We start from the raw sequence: 13,299 nt of genomic DNA on the forward strand, positions 1-13,299 counted from the left end.
CCGGATCGCGCCGATGGCGGCGGACACTTCCCGCCGAAGAGCAGCTTCAATCAATCGCAGGGCGTCATCGACATCAGAAACGGTCGCCAAGAACGCCTTGAAAACAGAACGCCTGAAATATTCGATCTTTCATTTCGCAAAACTTGAGGCCATCCTTCTTATACATAATGCAATCTCCAAGTGTTGCATGCAGATCACAGCCCTGAGCCCAAGCTTTGGATACGATGTCGGCAATTCGTATTCTTGGATCCCCGGACTATGCGCAAGACCATCGCTTCCCTGGCCGCCTTCACTGCGTTGACGGCAGCGGCTTCCGCAGCAGATCTGCCCCGCCGCGCGTATACGCCCCCGCCGCCGCCCGTTCCGGTCTTCTCCTGGGCCGGCGCCTATTTCGGCATCAATGCCGGTTACATCACCACGACCAAGGACAGCGTGACGACGGCCGGCGTGTTCCCGGGCAACGACGGCGTCCAGGTCGGCAACCGTCCGGCCGCTCTGGGCCTGCCGCGGGACGGCTTCACCGGCGGCGGCCAGCTCGGCTACAATTATCAGTTCACGCCCGGTTCCGGCTTCGTCGTCGGTGCCGAGGCCGATCTGGCCTATACCGACCTGAACCGCACCCGCAGCACCACCGGGCGCCTGGGCGGGATCAGCACCTTCCGGCAGATGGGCGATTTCCTCGGGACCGTGCGCGGCCGCGTCGGCTACGCCTTCGACCGCACCCTCGTCTACGCCACCGGCGGCTTCGCCTATGGGTCCGAGACCTATCGCGGCGTCTTCCAGACGGCGGCCGGCCAGCCGAACTTCTACGGCAGCAGCTCGCGCGTCGAGACCGGCTACGTGGCCGGCGGCGGCATCGAGTTCGCGCTGCCCACCGATTCCGTGTTCAACATCTTCCATTCCAACGCGGTGACCCTGAAGGGCGAGGCGCTGTACTACGACCTCGGCCGCCGCACCGTGCCGCTCGTGGCGGTCGGACCGGGCGTCGGCGCCTACGCCGCTCGCTTCCGCAACGAGGGCGTGCTCGGCCGCTTTGGCCTGAACTACAAGTTCGGCAGCTAAAGCGCAGGGCGCGACGGCCTGATGCAATCAGGCCGGATCGGGCTTCGGGACAGTCCCGGCGGAAGGCCTGTCTCGAACCCGGCCGAACGTCGATCACGCGGCCCGGACGCCATCGCCCGAGGCCGCAGGCCGTTCAGGGCCGCTTCGGCACCGGCCGCCGGCAATAGGCGCGGGCCTCCGCCTCCGTGAGCCCGTCCTGTGCCGCCGCGCATTGGTCGAGGGTCAGGCCGATGCTGGCCGCGTAGGTCTCGTTCGGCGACAGGGCGTCGCGCGCGAGGCTTGCCAGGTAGACCAGGAAGGCGGCCACCGCGATCAGCGTCGCCGCCACGAGGACGCGGTTCAGCATCCGGCCCGCCCCCGGCCGCGCAGGCGAGCCCTCCGGCGCATCACGGGAAGCCGACCAGCATCTGCGCCAGCGCGAGGAGCACGAGGCCCGCGCAGATCAGCGTGACGGCGGTGCGATCGAGGCCGGTCCGACGCATGGCGCTCCAGCCTAACACCCGTGTCGAACCGGCGCGTCGCTCACAGGACCAGGCCCCAGAGGCCCGTGGCCAGGCCGCAGGCGCGCGGCACCGCAGCGGCGAGCCCGCGCGCGATCGATGATGCGCGCGACCCGATCCTCCGGTTGATACTCGACCATGACGCCGCCTCCCTCGGTTCCACACTGAAGGCCGCCTGTTGCTGCCCTGTGTCGTCGAGCGGTCCCGCCCTGAAACGCGGCCGTCCCGCGCCCGGCGCGTCGGCGGGGCGCAGGAACACCCCGCAGGACCCATCGTTGGACTCCCATCCCAACGCGAGGCCCGCATGACCACTGATCCGCTGCACAAGTATCCGCGCCCGCCCTTCGAGGCGCAGCCGCAGAGTTTCCCAGGCAAGACCGGCCGGATGGCGCCCGAGCCCGATCACGGCGAGGAGAGCTACAAGGGCTCCGGCAAGCTCACCGGCCAGGTCGCGCTGATCACCGGCGGCGACAGCGGCATCGGCCGCGCCGTGGCGATCGCCTATGCCCGCGAGGGCGCCGACGTCGCCATCTCGTACCTGCCGGAGGAGCAGGCGGATGCCGAGGCGGTGAGCGGCTGGATCGAGAAGGCCGGCCGGCGCGCATTGCTGCTGCCGGGCGACCTCAAGGACCCGGCCTATGGCCGCTCGATCGTCGCCCGCACCGTCGAGACCTTCGGCCGCCTCGACGTGCTGGTCAATAACGGCGCGTTCCAGCAGCCGAACCAGGGCCTGGACGCCATCGAGGACACGATCTTTGAGGACCATTTCCGCACGAATGTGTTCGGCCCGTTCTACGTGACCAAGGCGGCGCTCGCCCACCTGAAGCCCGGCGCCTCGGTGATCTTCACCTCTTCGGTGAATTCCAAGCACCCGATGCCGTCGCTCATGGCCTACAGCGCCACCAAGGGCGCACTGTGCAACATGGTGCTGAGCCTCTCGCAGCTGCTCGCCGAGAAGGGCATCCGGGTGAACGGCGTGCTGCCGGGCCCGATCTGGACGCCGTTCATCCCGTCCGGGATGAGCCAGGATTCGGTGAAATCCTTCGGCGACCAGGTGCCGTTCGGCCGCCCCGGCCAGCCGGCCGAGCTCGCCTCCGCCTACGTGATGCTGGCCTCCGAGGACAGCAGCTACACCTCCGGCGCGCTGATCACCGTAGCGGGCGCGATGCCGGTATTCTGATCGCGGGCCACGACCGGGACACCGCCCGTCGCCGGACACGGCGGTGTCCCGCAATCCCGTGCGCTGTTCGGGACCCGCTCCGTCGTGGTATCAGCGGCCTCTCCCCCGACCCGCAGGACGACACCCGACGCGCGGGGCAATACGGATCTGGCACGTGACGGTGGCTGAGACTTGCGGCGCACTCCCGGGATGGCGGTTCTCCGTCGCCCCGATGATGGACTGGACCGATCGGCACTGCCGGGCCTTCCACCGCACCCTGTCGGCGCGGGCGCGCCTCTACACCGAGATGGTCACCACGGGCGCGGTGCTGCACGGGCCGCGTGAGCGGCTGCTCGGCTTCTCGGATCTGGAGCACCCGGTGGCGGTGCAGCTCGGCGGGTCCGATCCGGCCGAGCTGGCGCAGGCTGCGCGGATCGCCGCGGATTTCGGCTATGCCGAGATCAACCTCAATGTCGGCTGCCCGTCCGACCGGGTGCAGGACGGCCGTTTCGGCGCCTGCCTGATGCGCGAGCCGGCCCTGGTGGGCGATTGCGTGGCCGCCCTGAAGGCCGCGGTCTCCGTGCCGGTGACGGTCAAATGCCGGATCGGCGTCGACGACCAGGACCCCGAGGCGGCCCTCGACGCGCTCGCCGACGCGGTCGTGGCCGCCGGGGTGGACGGGCTGATCGTCCATGCCCGCAAGGCCTGGCTCCAGGGCTTGTCGCCCAAGGAGAACCGTGATGTGCCGCCCCTCGATTACGGCCGCGCCGCCCGGCTGAAGCGGCGGCTCGGCACCCTGCCGGTGGCGGTCAATGGCGGCCTGCGCGACCTCGACGCCGCGCAAGACCGCCTCGCCGAGGTCGACGGCGTGATGGTCGGCCGCGCCGCCTATACCGAGCCGGCTCTGCTGCTCGGCGTCGATCCGACGCTGTTCGGCGTCGCCGCGCCGGTGCCCGACGCATTCGCGGCCGTGGAGGCGTTCGAGCCCTACATCGCCGACGTGCTCGCCCGCGGCGAGCGCCTGCACGCGGTGACCCGCCACATGCTCGGGCTGTTCAACGGCCGGCCCGGCGCCCGGGCCTTCCGGCGCCACCTCTCGACCCACGGGATGCGGCCGGATGCCGGGCTCCAGACCCTGCGGGATGCGGTGGCGACGGTCTCCCGCGACGTGCCGGAGGCCCGGGCGGCCTGAGAGCCACGCCCGTCAGGGCGGGCTCAGGATCAGCCGGTCACCCCGGACCTCGTAGGCGGAGAGGCGCGTCAGGAAGGTCTGGCCCAGCAGGTTGCCGGCGAGCGAGCCGGGCCGGGCCACCATGGCGTTCACCCGCCGCTCGCTGATCGTGCCGACACGCAGCGAATCGAGCTGGATCGGCGCGGCATAGGCGATGCCGTTGGCCGTGGAGACCCGGGCGGTGAAATCGGCCGGCGCCGGGGTGATGCCGAGAGCCGCGGCGTTCTCGGCGGTCAGCACGACGCTGCTCGCCCCGGTATCGAACAGGAACGGCTGCACCCGGCCGTTGACCTCGGCCTCGACCCGGAAATCGCCGTCCGCACGGCGGGTGATCGTCACGGAGCCGCCGGGGCCGGACACGGCCGAGCCGGGCCGGAGATCGCCGAGCACCCGGGCGCCGACGCCCTGGAACCGGTCGCCGTAGCTGTAGCCGATCACCAGGGCGAGCCCGATCAGCGCCCAGGCGAAGAGCGCGCGCAGGTTCGGTCCGAGCGCGGACCGGAATTGCCGCCAGTAGCCGGCAACCACCAGGGCCAGGATGCCCCCCGTGGAGGCGAGGGCGGCGAGGTGGTCTGGCTCGATCACGCCGCCGATGCTGTCGCTGCCGTCGCTGAGGACCAAAACGGCCGTGACCAGCGCGATGGCGGCAAGCCCGAGATAGATCATGACGGCAGCGGCTCCTCCAAGGACGTGAACCCGGCCCCGCGCATCCGGGCGCCAAGCCCGGCCATGATGGCCCGGCGCTTGGCTTCCGGCATCCCGCCCCAGGCGGCGATCTCGTCGCGGGTCCGGCCGCAGCCGCGGCACAGCCCGCTGGCGGCGTCGAGCACGCAGACCTTGGTGCAGGGGGACGAGGGCTTGGGCGCGGGCGACATCGCCGATCCTTGGACGCGGGATCGTGGCTCGATCAAGGCCCGGGATGCCGCATCAATCCGCCGAGGCCGCCACGAGGGCGAGCAGGGCGGCGATCTCGGCGATCTGCTGGCAGGCGCCGATCACGTCCCCGGTCTGGCCGCCGATCATGTGCCGGGCGAGGCGGGTCAGCGCGAGGGCCGCGAGGCCGGCGCACAGGATCATCAGCGCGACGCCGCGCAGCGGCAGGCCGAGGATCACGCCGCCGAGCGCCACCGCGAGACCGATCGCGAGGGCGACCCACAGGCTGGCGCGGTTCGGACGACCGACCGCGGCGGAGAGGCCGCCGGGCCGGGCCGGCGGCAGCAGCACCATCGGGGCGAGGGCGGCGAGCCGCGACAGGGCGGCGACCAGGATCAGCGCGGTCGCGGCGGCGTAGCCGGTGCGGTCCAGCAGCGTCGCCAGCGCGCCGATGCGCAGCGCCAGCGCCAGGACCAGGGCCGCCCCGCCATAGGCGCCGATCCGGCTGTCGCGCATGATCTCCAGGCGCCGCTCGAGCGTGGCACCGCCGCCGAAACCGTCGGCGACGTCGGCCAGGCCATCCTCGTGGAGCGCGCCCGTGGCCAGGACCATGACGGCCACCGCCAGGGTCGCGGCCAGGAACGGCCCGAGCCCGATCCACCAGCCCGCCGCCAGCACCAGGGCGGCGGGCAGCGCCAGGATCAAGCCAGCGAGCGGCAGCATCCGGGGCAGGGCGGTGAAATCGGGGACCCGATGCGGGTCCGGCTCACCGGGCAGTTGCGGCACGGGCAGGCGGGAGTAGAACCGCAGACACCCGGCGAGGTCGTAGAGGGCGCCGCGCCCGGGCCAATCGGCCTCCCCGCCGGTCTGCCTGTCCATCGCGGCCTCTCGCCACCACCCGCCACCGCGCCCCGGTGGGGCGAGCCGATCGCGAACGGTCAGGCGGCGCAGAATCACTATAGTCGTCCCGATACGCCGTCGTCTCCCCGTTCGCGGGCGCCCACAGGAAATCATCGCCGCCATGACCGACGCCGCAAAGACAGATCCGGGCCCGTTCGACGATATCCGCAACCTGCTCAAGGCGATGCCGGGCCCAGACCGGGACGCCCAGGAGGCGGTGGCCGCAAGGGACGCGACCCTGACCAAGCCGGCGGGCTCCCTCGGACGGATGGAGGATCTCGTGTCCTGGCTGGCGGCCTGGCAGGGCAAGGCGCCCCCGAGCCTCGACCGGCCCCTGGTCTGCGTCTTCGCCGGCAGCCACGGGGTGACCCGCAAGGGCGTCTCGGCCTTCCCGGACGCGGTCAACCGGCAGATGCTCGACAATTTCGCCGCCGGCGGGGCGGCGATCAACCAGATCTGCGCCGCCTACGGTCTCGGCTTCAAGGTGTTCGACCTCGCCCTCGACATGCCGACCGGCGACATCACCGAGGGCCCGGCCCTGGACGAGCGCGCCACCGTGGCGACCATGGCGTTCGGCATGGAGGCGGTGGCCGCCGGCACCGATTGCCTCGGCATCGGCGAGATGGGCATCGGCAACACCACGGTGGCGGCCGCCCTCTACGCCGCCCTGTTCGGCGGCGAGCCCGCCCGCTGGGTCGGGCGCGGCACCGGAATCGATCAGGACGGCCTCGCCCGGAAGGTCGCGGCCGTGGAGGCGGCGCTCGCGCACCATGCCGGCCATCTCGGCGACCCGCTCCAGATGCTCGCCCGGCTCGGCGGCCGCGAGATCGCCGCCATGGCGGGGGCGATCCTGGCCGCGCGCCTGCAGCGCATCCCGGTGGTGATCGACGGCTACGTCGCCACCGCGGCGGCGGCGCTGCTCCACGCCGCCGACCCGTCGGCCCTCGACCATTGCCTGGCCGGCCACGTCTCCGCGGAGGGCGTCCACGCGGAGGTGCTGGAGCGGCTCGGCCTCGTGCCGCTGCTGGCGCTGGGGATGCGGCTCGGCGAAGGCTCGGGCGCCGGCATGGCGATCGGCCTGCTCAAGGGCGCGCTCGCCTGCCATACCGGCATGGCGACCTTCGCGCAGGCGGGGGTTTCCGGGAAGAGCGCCGGGTAGGCGCGCGAGCCACGATTCGATGCTATATCGGGCGGAGCCGATAACGGATCCGTCGATCCCGCGTCCCTCCCACCAGAGCGCCTCATCCTGAGGTGGCGCAGCGAAGCGGATCCCTCGAAGGAGGGCTCCAGGACTTCGCGGCGGTCCCTGGAGGGCTCCTTCGAGGCCCGTCGATCTCCGATCGCCGGGCACCTCAGGATGAGGGCGCGGGTGGGATCGCTACGAAAAAAACGATGAACATCACCCAAGCCTTCACCTTCGAGGCGGCCCATCGGTTGCCGAACGTGCCCGCCACGCATCGCTGCCACCGGATGCACGGGCATTCCTACCGGGTCGAGCTCACCGTCTCCGGGCCCGTGGACCCGCATACGGGCTGGGTGATCGATTTCTACGACATCGAATCGATCTTCGGCCCGCTGCTGGCCCGGCTCGACCACCATTGCCTCAACGAGATCGAGGGGCTGGAGAACCCGACCGCCGAGAACATCGCGGCCTGGATCTGGCATCGCCTGCGGCCGGACCTGCCGGGGCTCGCCCGGGTGCGGGTCGCGGAGACGCCGATGTCCTGGGCCGAGTACGATGGCGACTGAAGCTGCGATCATCGGCGACCGCTCGGCGCTGGTGCTGTTCTCCGGCGGCCAGGATTCGGCCACCTGCCTCGCCTGGGCGCTCGACCGGTTCGACCATGTCGAGACCCTAGGGTTCGATTACGGCCAGCGCCACCGGGTCGAGCTCGACCGCCGGGCGGTCCTGCGCGCCGGCATGGGCCGCATCGACCCGGCCTGGGCGACGCGCCTCGGCGCGGATCACACGGTCGCCCTCGACGCTTTGGGCAAAATCTCCGAGACGGCGCTGACCCGGGATGCCGAGATCGGCTTCGCGGAATCGGGCCTGCCCAACACCTTCGTGCCCGGCCGCAACCTCGTGTTCCTGACCTTCGCGGCGGCGCTCGCCTATCGGCGCGGGATCCGGCACGTGGTCGGCGGCATGTGCGAGACCGACTATTCCGGCTATCCGGATTGCCGGGACGACACGATCAAGGCGCTGCAGGTCGCGCTGAACCTCGGCATGGAGCGGCGGTTCGTGCTGCACACGCCGCTGATGTGGCTCGACAAGGCGCAGACCTGGGGCCTCGCCGAGGATCTGGGCGGCCAGCCGCTGGTCGAGCTGATCGTCGAGGACAGCCACACCTGCTATCTCGGCGAGCGCGGGGCGCGCCATGCCTGGGGCTATGGCTGCGGCACCTGCCCGGCCTGCCGGCTGCGGGCGGACGGTTTTTCGCGGTTCACCGCCTCTGCGGCCTGAGACCGTCCACCAGCACCGCCAGCGTCCCCGAAAACGCCGCCGGGCTCGCGAACAGCCGCTCCATCAGCAGCGCCCCCTCCAGGGTGGCGATGACGTAGCGGGCGAGCACCGCAGGCTCTGGCCCGGACCGCACACTGCCATCCGCCTGCCCCGCGCGCAGCACCGCCTCCAGCCACGTGAGGTGCCCCTCGAAGAACGTCGCGATGTCGTGGCGCAGCCGCTCGGGCAGGGCCTCGCCCTCGATGGCGAGCGCCGCGCACAGGCAGCCGAGCCCCTGCTCGACGCCGCCGAGATAGAGCTGTCCATAGGCCGCGATCCGGCCCGGGCCGTCCGGTACGTCCGCGCGGATCGCCGCCAGGGCGGCGTCGTAGCGGTCGGCATAGGCCGCCACCAGGGCCGCACCGAGATCGACCTTGGTGGGGAAATGGTGGTGGATGCTCGCCTTGCGGATGCCCACCGCCTCGGCGAGGTCGGCGTAGCTGAACCCGGCAAAGCCGCGCCCCCGGACCAGGGTCTCGGCCTGATTCAGCAGCTCGGCGCGGGTGTCTCGCATCGCTCGGACATCGTCTCTGCGGCTCGCGCGAACGTGTGACCGTCCGGCGCCCGTTCCCCAACATGCCACTTGACCGCCCAAAGATCTACCTACTTAATGGTAGGCAACTGAAAGCCCTCGCAAGTCGCCCGCTGCGCCATCGCGCCCGGCGGGACACGCCCGGCCATCGGGCATCTCGGGAGAGGCTTAAAACAGGGAGGTTCCGGCATGACGGCATCCGCCGTCCATCCAGGCGAATCCGCCGCCGCGGGCCGCACCCTGTCGCGGCGTCACGCCCTGTTCGCCGGCCTCTGCCTGTGCTGCCTGCCGACCCTGGGACGCGCCACCGAGAGCTTCACGATGGAGGAGGTCGGCCCAGGCATCTTCATGCGCCAGGGCCTGACCGCCGACGCCACCGCCGACAACGCCGACGCCATCGCCAATATCGGTTTCCTCATCGGCCGGGACGGCGTGCTCGTCACCGAGACCGGCGGCAGCCTCGCGGACGGCCAGTGGTTGCGGGCCGAGATCGCCAAGCGCACCAGCAAGCCGATCACCCATGTGGTGCTCACTCATGTCCACCCGGATCACGTCTTCGGGGCCGGGGCCTTCGTGCAGGACAAGCCGGTCTTCATCGGCCACGCCAAGCTCGCCGAGGCCCTGGGCGCGCGGGGGGAGTTCTACCGCCAGCGCTTGGTCGAGCTGCTCGGCGAGGCGCGCACCGGGCCGGTCATCTACCCGACCCTGAGCGTCGCCGACACCGCCGAGATCGACCTCGGCGACCGGCGCCTGACCTTCACGGCCCACGGGCCGGCCCATACCAGCTGCGACCTGTCGATGCGCGATTCCGGCAGCGGCCTGCTATTCCCAGCGGACCTGCTGTTCGTGAACCGGATCCCGTCGCTGGACGGCAGCCTGCGGGGCTGGCTCAAGGAGATCGAGCGGCTGAAGGCCATGGGGGCGACCCGGGCGGTGCCGGGCCACGGGCCGGTCTCGGTCGATCTCGCCCCGGCGCTCGCCGACCTCTCCGGCTACCTGACGGCCCTGCGCGACGGCACCCGCGCGGCCATCGCCAAGGATGTCCCGATCGAGAAGGCGGTGGCCAGCGTCGCCCAGGACCAGCGGGACAAGTGGGCCCTGTTCGACACCTATAACGGCCGCAACGTCACCGTGGCCTACCAGGAACTCGAGTGGGAATAGTCTTTCGAGCCTCCATATTGAGACCAACCGGGAGAAACGCCATGACGCTCAAGACCGCCCACGCGGCAGCGCTCGCCCTCATCCTCGCCACCACCGCCCTGGCGGGCCCCGTCCGGGCCGCCGGCGCCTCCGACACCGAGCAGGAGCGGGCGGCGCGCTGGCAGGAGATCGCCAAGTCGATCTTCGGCGACCGCACCATCGAGAAGACCGACAGCCTGGTGAAGATCGACGCCCCCGCCCGGGCGCTCGACGCCGCCCTGGTGCCGATCACCCTGACCATGCCGCAGGGGGATCAGATCAAGGCGGTGTCGCTGGTGATCGACGACAACCCTGCCCCCTACGCGGCGCGGTTCGAGTTCGGCCCGGCCGCCGACCCGGCGGAGCTGAAGCTGCGGGTGCGGGTCAACAACTACACCGACATGCACGCCGTGGTGGAGACCCAGGACGGCAAGCTCTACGAGGCCAAGCAGTTCGTGAAGGCGTCCGGCGGCTGCTCGGCCCCGATGGGCATGAGCGACGAGGAGGCCATGAAGGGCATGGGCGACATGCGCATGAAGTTCGCCGAGACCCAGCCCGGCAAGCCCGTGGAGGCGACGCTGATGATCCGCCACCCGAACTTCTCCGGGATGCAGATGAACCAGGTCACCCGCGACTACACGCCGGCCCGCTACATCGACAAGCTCACCGTCTCGGCGGGGGACAAGAAGGTCTTCACCATGACGGGCGACATCTCGATCGCGTCGAACCCGGTGATCAACTTCGCGTTCAAGCCGGACGGCAAGCCGCTCCAGGTGGCGGCGAGCGACAATGCCGGGGGCAGCTGGCAGCACAGCTTCACCCCGCCGAGCCCGACGAACTGACCATGGCGCGCCTGACCTCGATCGGGCGGCTGGCGGCGGCTCTGGCCGCGCTCGGCTGCCTCGCCGCCGCCCCGGCGGATTCGCCCGTGAACGTGCCCGAGCCGGAGGGGCTCTATGCCGGCCCGCCCAAGGGCTACACCCCGCCGACGCTCAAAGGCGCCGCGGTGATCGACGCCGATGCGCTCGCCGCGCTGTTGGCGGGGCCGGACAAGCCGGTGCTGATCGACGTCGCGGCCCCCGACCGCAAGCCGTCGAACTTCCCCGAAGGCCGCCTCTGGCTGCCGGTGCATCCCTCGATCCCCGGTTCGGTCTGGCTGCCGCTGGCCGGGGCCGAGCCCATCGCCCCGGAGCGGGAAGCCCTGTTCTACGCCCGGGTCGCGGAGCTGACCGGCGGCGACACGGCCAAGCCCGTCGTGGTGTTCTGCCACGTCGAGTGCTGGGGCAGCTGGAACGCCGCCAAGCGCCTGGTGCGCAAGGGCTATACCGGCGTGCGCTGGTTCCCCGAGGGCGTCGAGGGCTGGCAGGAGAAGCACGAGACCGCAACCCTGCGCGAGGACCCGGCCTGGAAGGCTGCGGCCGAACCCCAGGCGGGGCGCTGACCCGCGGGGCGGGGCGGTGTATGAGGGCCGGATGATGCGGAACGCGCCCCCTCTCCCGTGCGGGAGAGGGTTGGGGTGAGGGGCCAGGGCTCTCCGGAAAAGTCGCATCCCTCACCCTGTCCCTCTCCCGCACGGGAGAGGGGACCCGCGCTCGACCCCGATGAGCCGAAAGAGGTCCGAACCATGTCGCAGGTCGTGCAGTCCCGCCGGCTCCGAGCCATCGACATCGGCAAGCGCAAGGCCGAGGGGCGCAAGATCATCGCGCTCACCGCCTACCACGCTCACACAGCCGGCATCGTCGATCCCTATTGCGACTTCATCCTGGTGGGCGATTCGCTCGGCATGGTGATGCACGGGATGGAATCGACTATTCCCGTCACCCTGGAGATGATGATCCTGCAGGCGCAGGCGGTGATCCGCGGCACCGCCAAGGCGCTGGTGGTGGTGGACATGCCGTTCGGCTCCTACGAGGCGAGCCGGGAGCAGGCCTTCCTCAACGCCTCACGGGTGCTCAAGGAGACCGGGGCGGGGGCGATCAAGATGGAGGGCGGGGCCCATTTCGCCGAGACGGTGGCCTTCCTGGTCCAGCGCGGCGTGCCGGTGATGGGCCATATCGGCCTGACCCCGCAGGCGGTGAACACGATGGGCGGGTTCAAGGTCCAGGGGCGGGCGCCGGACGACGAGCGCCGCCTGCTGGAGGACGCGCGGGCGATCTCCGAGGCCGGCGCCTTCGCGATCGTGCTGGAGGGCATCGTCGAGCCGGTGGCGCGGGCCATCGCGACGTCGCCCCAGGTCACCGCCGCCACGATCGGCATCGGCGCCTCGGCTTTCTGCGACGGGCAGATCCTGGTGCTGGAGGACATGCTCGGCCTCTCCGAGAAGACGCCGAAATTCGTGCGCCAGTTCGGCTCGCTCCGGGCCCATATCGAGGACGCCGTGAAGGCCTATGCCGATGAGGTGCGGGCCGGCCGGTTCCCGGCGGACGATCACACCTACGGGTAGGGGCGGGCCCCGCCCGGGGCCCGATCCACGATCTCGGTGGCCTCGGGCAGCAGCGCCATGAGGGCGCGCAGGGCCGGGCTGGCATCCCCCGACCAGACCAGGCGGGTGCGGTTGCGGCGCAGGTGGAGCGGTAGCTTATGGCGCTCCACCGCCGTGCTCATCACCGCGTGGTCGAGCACCTCCGCCGGCACGATGGCCATGCCGGTGCCCGCCGCCACGCAGGCCACGATGGCGTGGTACGAGCTCATCTCCAGGACCCGGTCGTAGGACGCGCCCTCCTCGGCCAGCCACTCGATCAGGCGCTGGCGGTACGAGCAGCCATGCGGGAACGCCACCAGGGTCCGCCGGCCGGTCCCGGGCGCGGTCCGGCCGGTGATCAGCACCAGCTCCTCGTCGAAGGCCGGCACCGACGACAGGCTCGCGCGATCGAACGGCTCGGAGACGAAGGCCGCCTCGATCTCGAAGCGCTCCAGCTGCCGGAGCATGGCCCGGGTCGTACCGGTCTGCAGCTCGATCGTGACGTCGGGGAATTGCGCGTGGAAGGCCGACAGGATCGGCGGCAGCCGCGCCCCCGCCGCGCTCTCCAGCGAGCCCAGCCGCAGGACGCCGCGGACCACGCCGCTGCGCAGCTCCTGCTCGGCCAGATCGGCCATCCGCAGCAGCGCCTCGGCATGGCCCAGGAGGGTGCGCCCGGCCTCGGTAAGCGTCAGGCCGCGGCCCTCGCGGCGGAACAGGGCCACGCCCAGCCGCGCCTCGAACTGCTTGATCCGGGTCGTCACGTTGGACGGGACCCGGTGCAACATCGCCGCCGCCCGCGTGACCCCGCCCTCCCGGACCACGCAGCGGAAGATGTCGAGGTCGTCGAGATCCATCGTTCTCATCGAGAGAAACGTACGTCACAAAAATTCATTTTCCAA

General features: G+C 71.1%; 16 protein-coding genes. 10 read left to right on the forward strand and 6 right to left on the reverse strand.

Going from position 1 to position 13,299, the window contains the following annotated elements; translation table 11 throughout:
• The first annotated feature begins 258 nt into the window (after positions 1-258).
• A complete protein-coding gene (locus LGR69_RS12360; protein ID WP_230366184.1) occupies positions 259-1,062 on the forward strand; it encodes an outer membrane protein in 804 nt (267 codons plus the stop codon).
• A 133-nt stretch (positions 1,063-1,195) separates the two neighbouring features.
• Here LGR69_RS12360 and LGR69_RS12365 read toward each other — a convergent pair whose 3' ends face one another.
• Positions 1,196-1,408: a hypothetical protein gene (locus LGR69_RS12365; protein ID WP_230366185.1), complete on the reverse strand. Its 213-nt coding sequence runs from the start codon at positions 1,406-1,408 to the stop codon at positions 1,196-1,198.
• 458 nt (positions 1,409-1,866) lie between these two features.
• On the opposite strand from LGR69_RS12365, the gene LGR69_RS12370 reads away from it, so the two are divergent.
• Entirely contained in the window at positions 1,867-2,742 is an 876-nt protein-coding gene (locus LGR69_RS12370; protein WP_230366186.1) for an SDR family oxidoreductase, read from the forward strand.
• A 154-nt stretch (positions 2,743-2,896) separates the two neighbouring features.
• The gene (dusA, locus tag LGR69_RS12375) at positions 2,897-3,913 is read left to right on the forward strand and encodes a tRNA dihydrouridine(20/20a) synthase DusA (RefSeq protein WP_307354731.1); all 1,017 of its coding nucleotides are present in this window, start codon (positions 2,897-2,899) and stop codon (positions 3,911-3,913) included.
• A gap of 12 nt (positions 3,914-3,925) precedes the next feature.
• Here dusA and LGR69_RS12380 read toward each other — a convergent pair whose 3' ends face one another.
• Genes LGR69_RS12380 through cobS form a run of 3 tightly spaced genes read right to left on the reverse strand, consistent with a single transcriptional unit; the run spans position 3,926 to position 5,704 of the window.
• A complete protein-coding gene (locus LGR69_RS12380) occupies positions 3,926-4,618 on the reverse strand; it encodes a retropepsin-like aspartic protease family protein (RefSeq protein WP_007560615.1) in 693 nt (230 codons plus the stop codon).
• Positions 4,615-4,827, reverse strand: a complete 213-nt coding sequence (locus LGR69_RS12385; protein WP_122159831.1) for a DUF1289 domain-containing protein — start codon at positions 4,825-4,827, stop codon at positions 4,615-4,617. Before LGR69_RS12385 ends, LGR69_RS12380 begins: the two co-directional genes overlap by 4 nt.
• Before the next feature lie 52 nt (positions 4,828-4,879).
• A complete protein-coding gene (gene cobS / locus LGR69_RS12390) occupies positions 4,880-5,704 on the reverse strand; it encodes an adenosylcobinamide-GDP ribazoletransferase (protein ID WP_230366187.1) in 825 nt (274 codons plus the stop codon).
• A 142-nt stretch (positions 5,705-5,846) separates the two neighbouring features.
• On the opposite strand from cobS, the gene cobT reads away from it, so the two are divergent.
• The 3 genes from cobT to queC all read left to right on the forward strand — a co-directional run bounded on the left by cobT (position 5,847) and on the right by queC (position 8,189).
• The gene (cobT, locus tag LGR69_RS12395; protein ID WP_230366188.1) at positions 5,847-6,884 is read left to right on the forward strand and encodes a nicotinate-nucleotide--dimethylbenzimidazole phosphoribosyltransferase; all 1,038 of its coding nucleotides are present in this window, start codon (positions 5,847-5,849) and stop codon (positions 6,882-6,884) included.
• A gap of 233 nt (positions 6,885-7,117) precedes the next feature.
• Complete coding sequence (queD, locus tag LGR69_RS12400; RefSeq protein ID WP_007560611.1) at positions 7,118-7,474, forward strand: 6-carboxytetrahydropterin synthase QueD; 357 nt, start codon at positions 7,118-7,120, stop codon at positions 7,472-7,474.
• A complete protein-coding gene (queC, locus tag LGR69_RS12405) occupies positions 7,464-8,189 on the forward strand; it encodes a 7-cyano-7-deazaguanine synthase QueC (protein ID WP_230366189.1) in 726 nt (241 codons plus the stop codon). Before queD ends, queC begins: the two co-directional genes overlap by 11 nt.
• Here the strand turns inward: queC and LGR69_RS12410 are convergent.
• Positions 8,170-8,742: a TetR/AcrR family transcriptional regulator gene (locus LGR69_RS12410; RefSeq protein WP_230366190.1), complete on the reverse strand. Its 573-nt coding sequence runs from the start codon at positions 8,740-8,742 to the stop codon at positions 8,170-8,172. The two genes, queC and LGR69_RS12410, sit on opposite strands and share 20 nt — an antisense overlap.
• Before the next feature lie 207 nt (positions 8,743-8,949).
• Here LGR69_RS12410 and LGR69_RS12415 point away from each other — a divergent pair, with 207 nt between their 5' ends.
• From LGR69_RS12415 to panB, 4 genes are all read left to right on the forward strand, one after another.
• Positions 8,950-9,921 (forward strand): quinoprotein relay system zinc metallohydrolase 2, encoded by a 972-nt coding sequence (locus LGR69_RS12415; protein ID WP_230366191.1) that lies wholly within the window; start codon positions 8,950-8,952, stop codon positions 9,919-9,921.
• A gap of 41 nt (positions 9,922-9,962) precedes the next feature.
• Positions 9,963-10,781 carry a quinoprotein dehydrogenase-associated SoxYZ-like carrier gene (locus tag LGR69_RS12420; RefSeq protein WP_091859347.1) on the forward strand — a complete coding sequence of 273 codons (819 nt, stop codon included), beginning with the start codon at positions 9,963-9,965 and terminating at the stop codon, positions 10,779-10,781.
• Positions 10,782-10,783: 2 nt separating this feature from the next.
• Positions 10,784-11,380, forward strand: a complete 597-nt coding sequence (locus LGR69_RS12425; protein WP_230366192.1) for a rhodanese-like domain-containing protein — start codon at positions 10,784-10,786, stop codon at positions 11,378-11,380.
• A 183-nt stretch (positions 11,381-11,563) separates the two neighbouring features.
• Positions 11,564-12,382: a 3-methyl-2-oxobutanoate hydroxymethyltransferase gene (panB, locus tag LGR69_RS12430; RefSeq protein WP_230366193.1), complete on the forward strand. Its 819-nt coding sequence runs from the start codon at positions 11,564-11,566 to the stop codon at positions 12,380-12,382.
• On the opposite strand, the gene LGR69_RS12435 is transcribed toward panB, so the two are convergent.
• Entirely contained in the window at positions 12,373-13,254 is an 882-nt protein-coding gene (locus LGR69_RS12435) for a LysR family transcriptional regulator (RefSeq protein ID WP_230366194.1), read from the reverse strand. The genes panB and LGR69_RS12435 overlap by 10 nt on opposite strands.
• Positions 13,255-13,299 lie beyond the last annotated feature (45 nt).

The organism is Methylobacterium brachiatum, from assembly GCF_020523825.1.
Lineage (GTDB): Bacteria > Pseudomonadota > Alphaproteobacteria > Rhizobiales > Beijerinckiaceae > Methylobacterium > Methylobacterium brachiatum.

Bases quoted from the DNA above. Each gene is read 5' to 3' on its own strand.
- LGR69_RS12360 (WP_230366184.1), top strand. From the start codon at position 259: ATGCGCAAGACCATCGCTTCCCTGGCCGCCTTCACTGCGTTGACGGCA.
- LGR69_RS12365 (WP_230366185.1), bottom strand. From the start codon at position 1,408: ATGCTGAACCGCGTCCTCGTGGCGGCGACGCTGATCGCGGTGGCCGCC.
- LGR69_RS12370 (WP_230366186.1), top strand. From the start codon at position 1,867: ATGACCACTGATCCGCTGCACAAGTATCCGCGCCCGCCCTTCGAGGCG.
- LGR69_RS12380 (WP_007560615.1), bottom strand. From the start codon at position 4,618: ATGATCTATCTCGGGCTTGCCGCCATCGCGCTGGTCACGGCCGTTTTG.
- LGR69_RS12385 (WP_122159831.1), bottom strand. From the start codon at position 4,827: ATGTCGCCCGCGCCCAAGCCCTCGTCCCCCTGCACCAAGGTCTGCGTG.
- cobS (WP_230366187.1), bottom strand. From the start codon at position 5,704: ATGGACAGGCAGACCGGCGGGGAGGCCGATTGGCCCGGGCGCGGCGCC.
- cobT (WP_230366188.1), top strand. From the start codon at position 5,847: ATGACCGACGCCGCAAAGACAGATCCGGGCCCGTTCGACGATATCCGC.
- queD (WP_007560611.1), top strand. From the start codon at position 7,118: ATGAACATCACCCAAGCCTTCACCTTCGAGGCGGCCCATCGGTTGCCG.
- queC (WP_230366189.1), top strand. From the start codon at position 7,464: ATGGCGACTGAAGCTGCGATCATCGGCGACCGCTCGGCGCTGGTGCTG.
- LGR69_RS12410 (WP_230366190.1), bottom strand. From the start codon at position 8,742: ATGCGAGACACCCGCGCCGAGCTGCTGAATCAGGCCGAGACCCTGGTC.
- LGR69_RS12415 (WP_230366191.1), top strand. From the start codon at position 8,950: ATGACGGCATCCGCCGTCCATCCAGGCGAATCCGCCGCCGCGGGCCGC.
- LGR69_RS12420 (WP_091859347.1), top strand. From the start codon at position 9,963: ATGACGCTCAAGACCGCCCACGCGGCAGCGCTCGCCCTCATCCTCGCC.
- LGR69_RS12425 (WP_230366192.1), top strand. From the start codon at position 10,784: ATGGCGCGCCTGACCTCGATCGGGCGGCTGGCGGCGGCTCTGGCCGCG.
- panB (WP_230366193.1), top strand. From the start codon at position 11,564: ATGTCGCAGGTCGTGCAGTCCCGCCGGCTCCGAGCCATCGACATCGGC.
- LGR69_RS12435 (WP_230366194.1), bottom strand. From the start codon at position 13,254: ATGGATCTCGACGACCTCGACATCTTCCGCTGCGTGGTCCGGGAGGGC.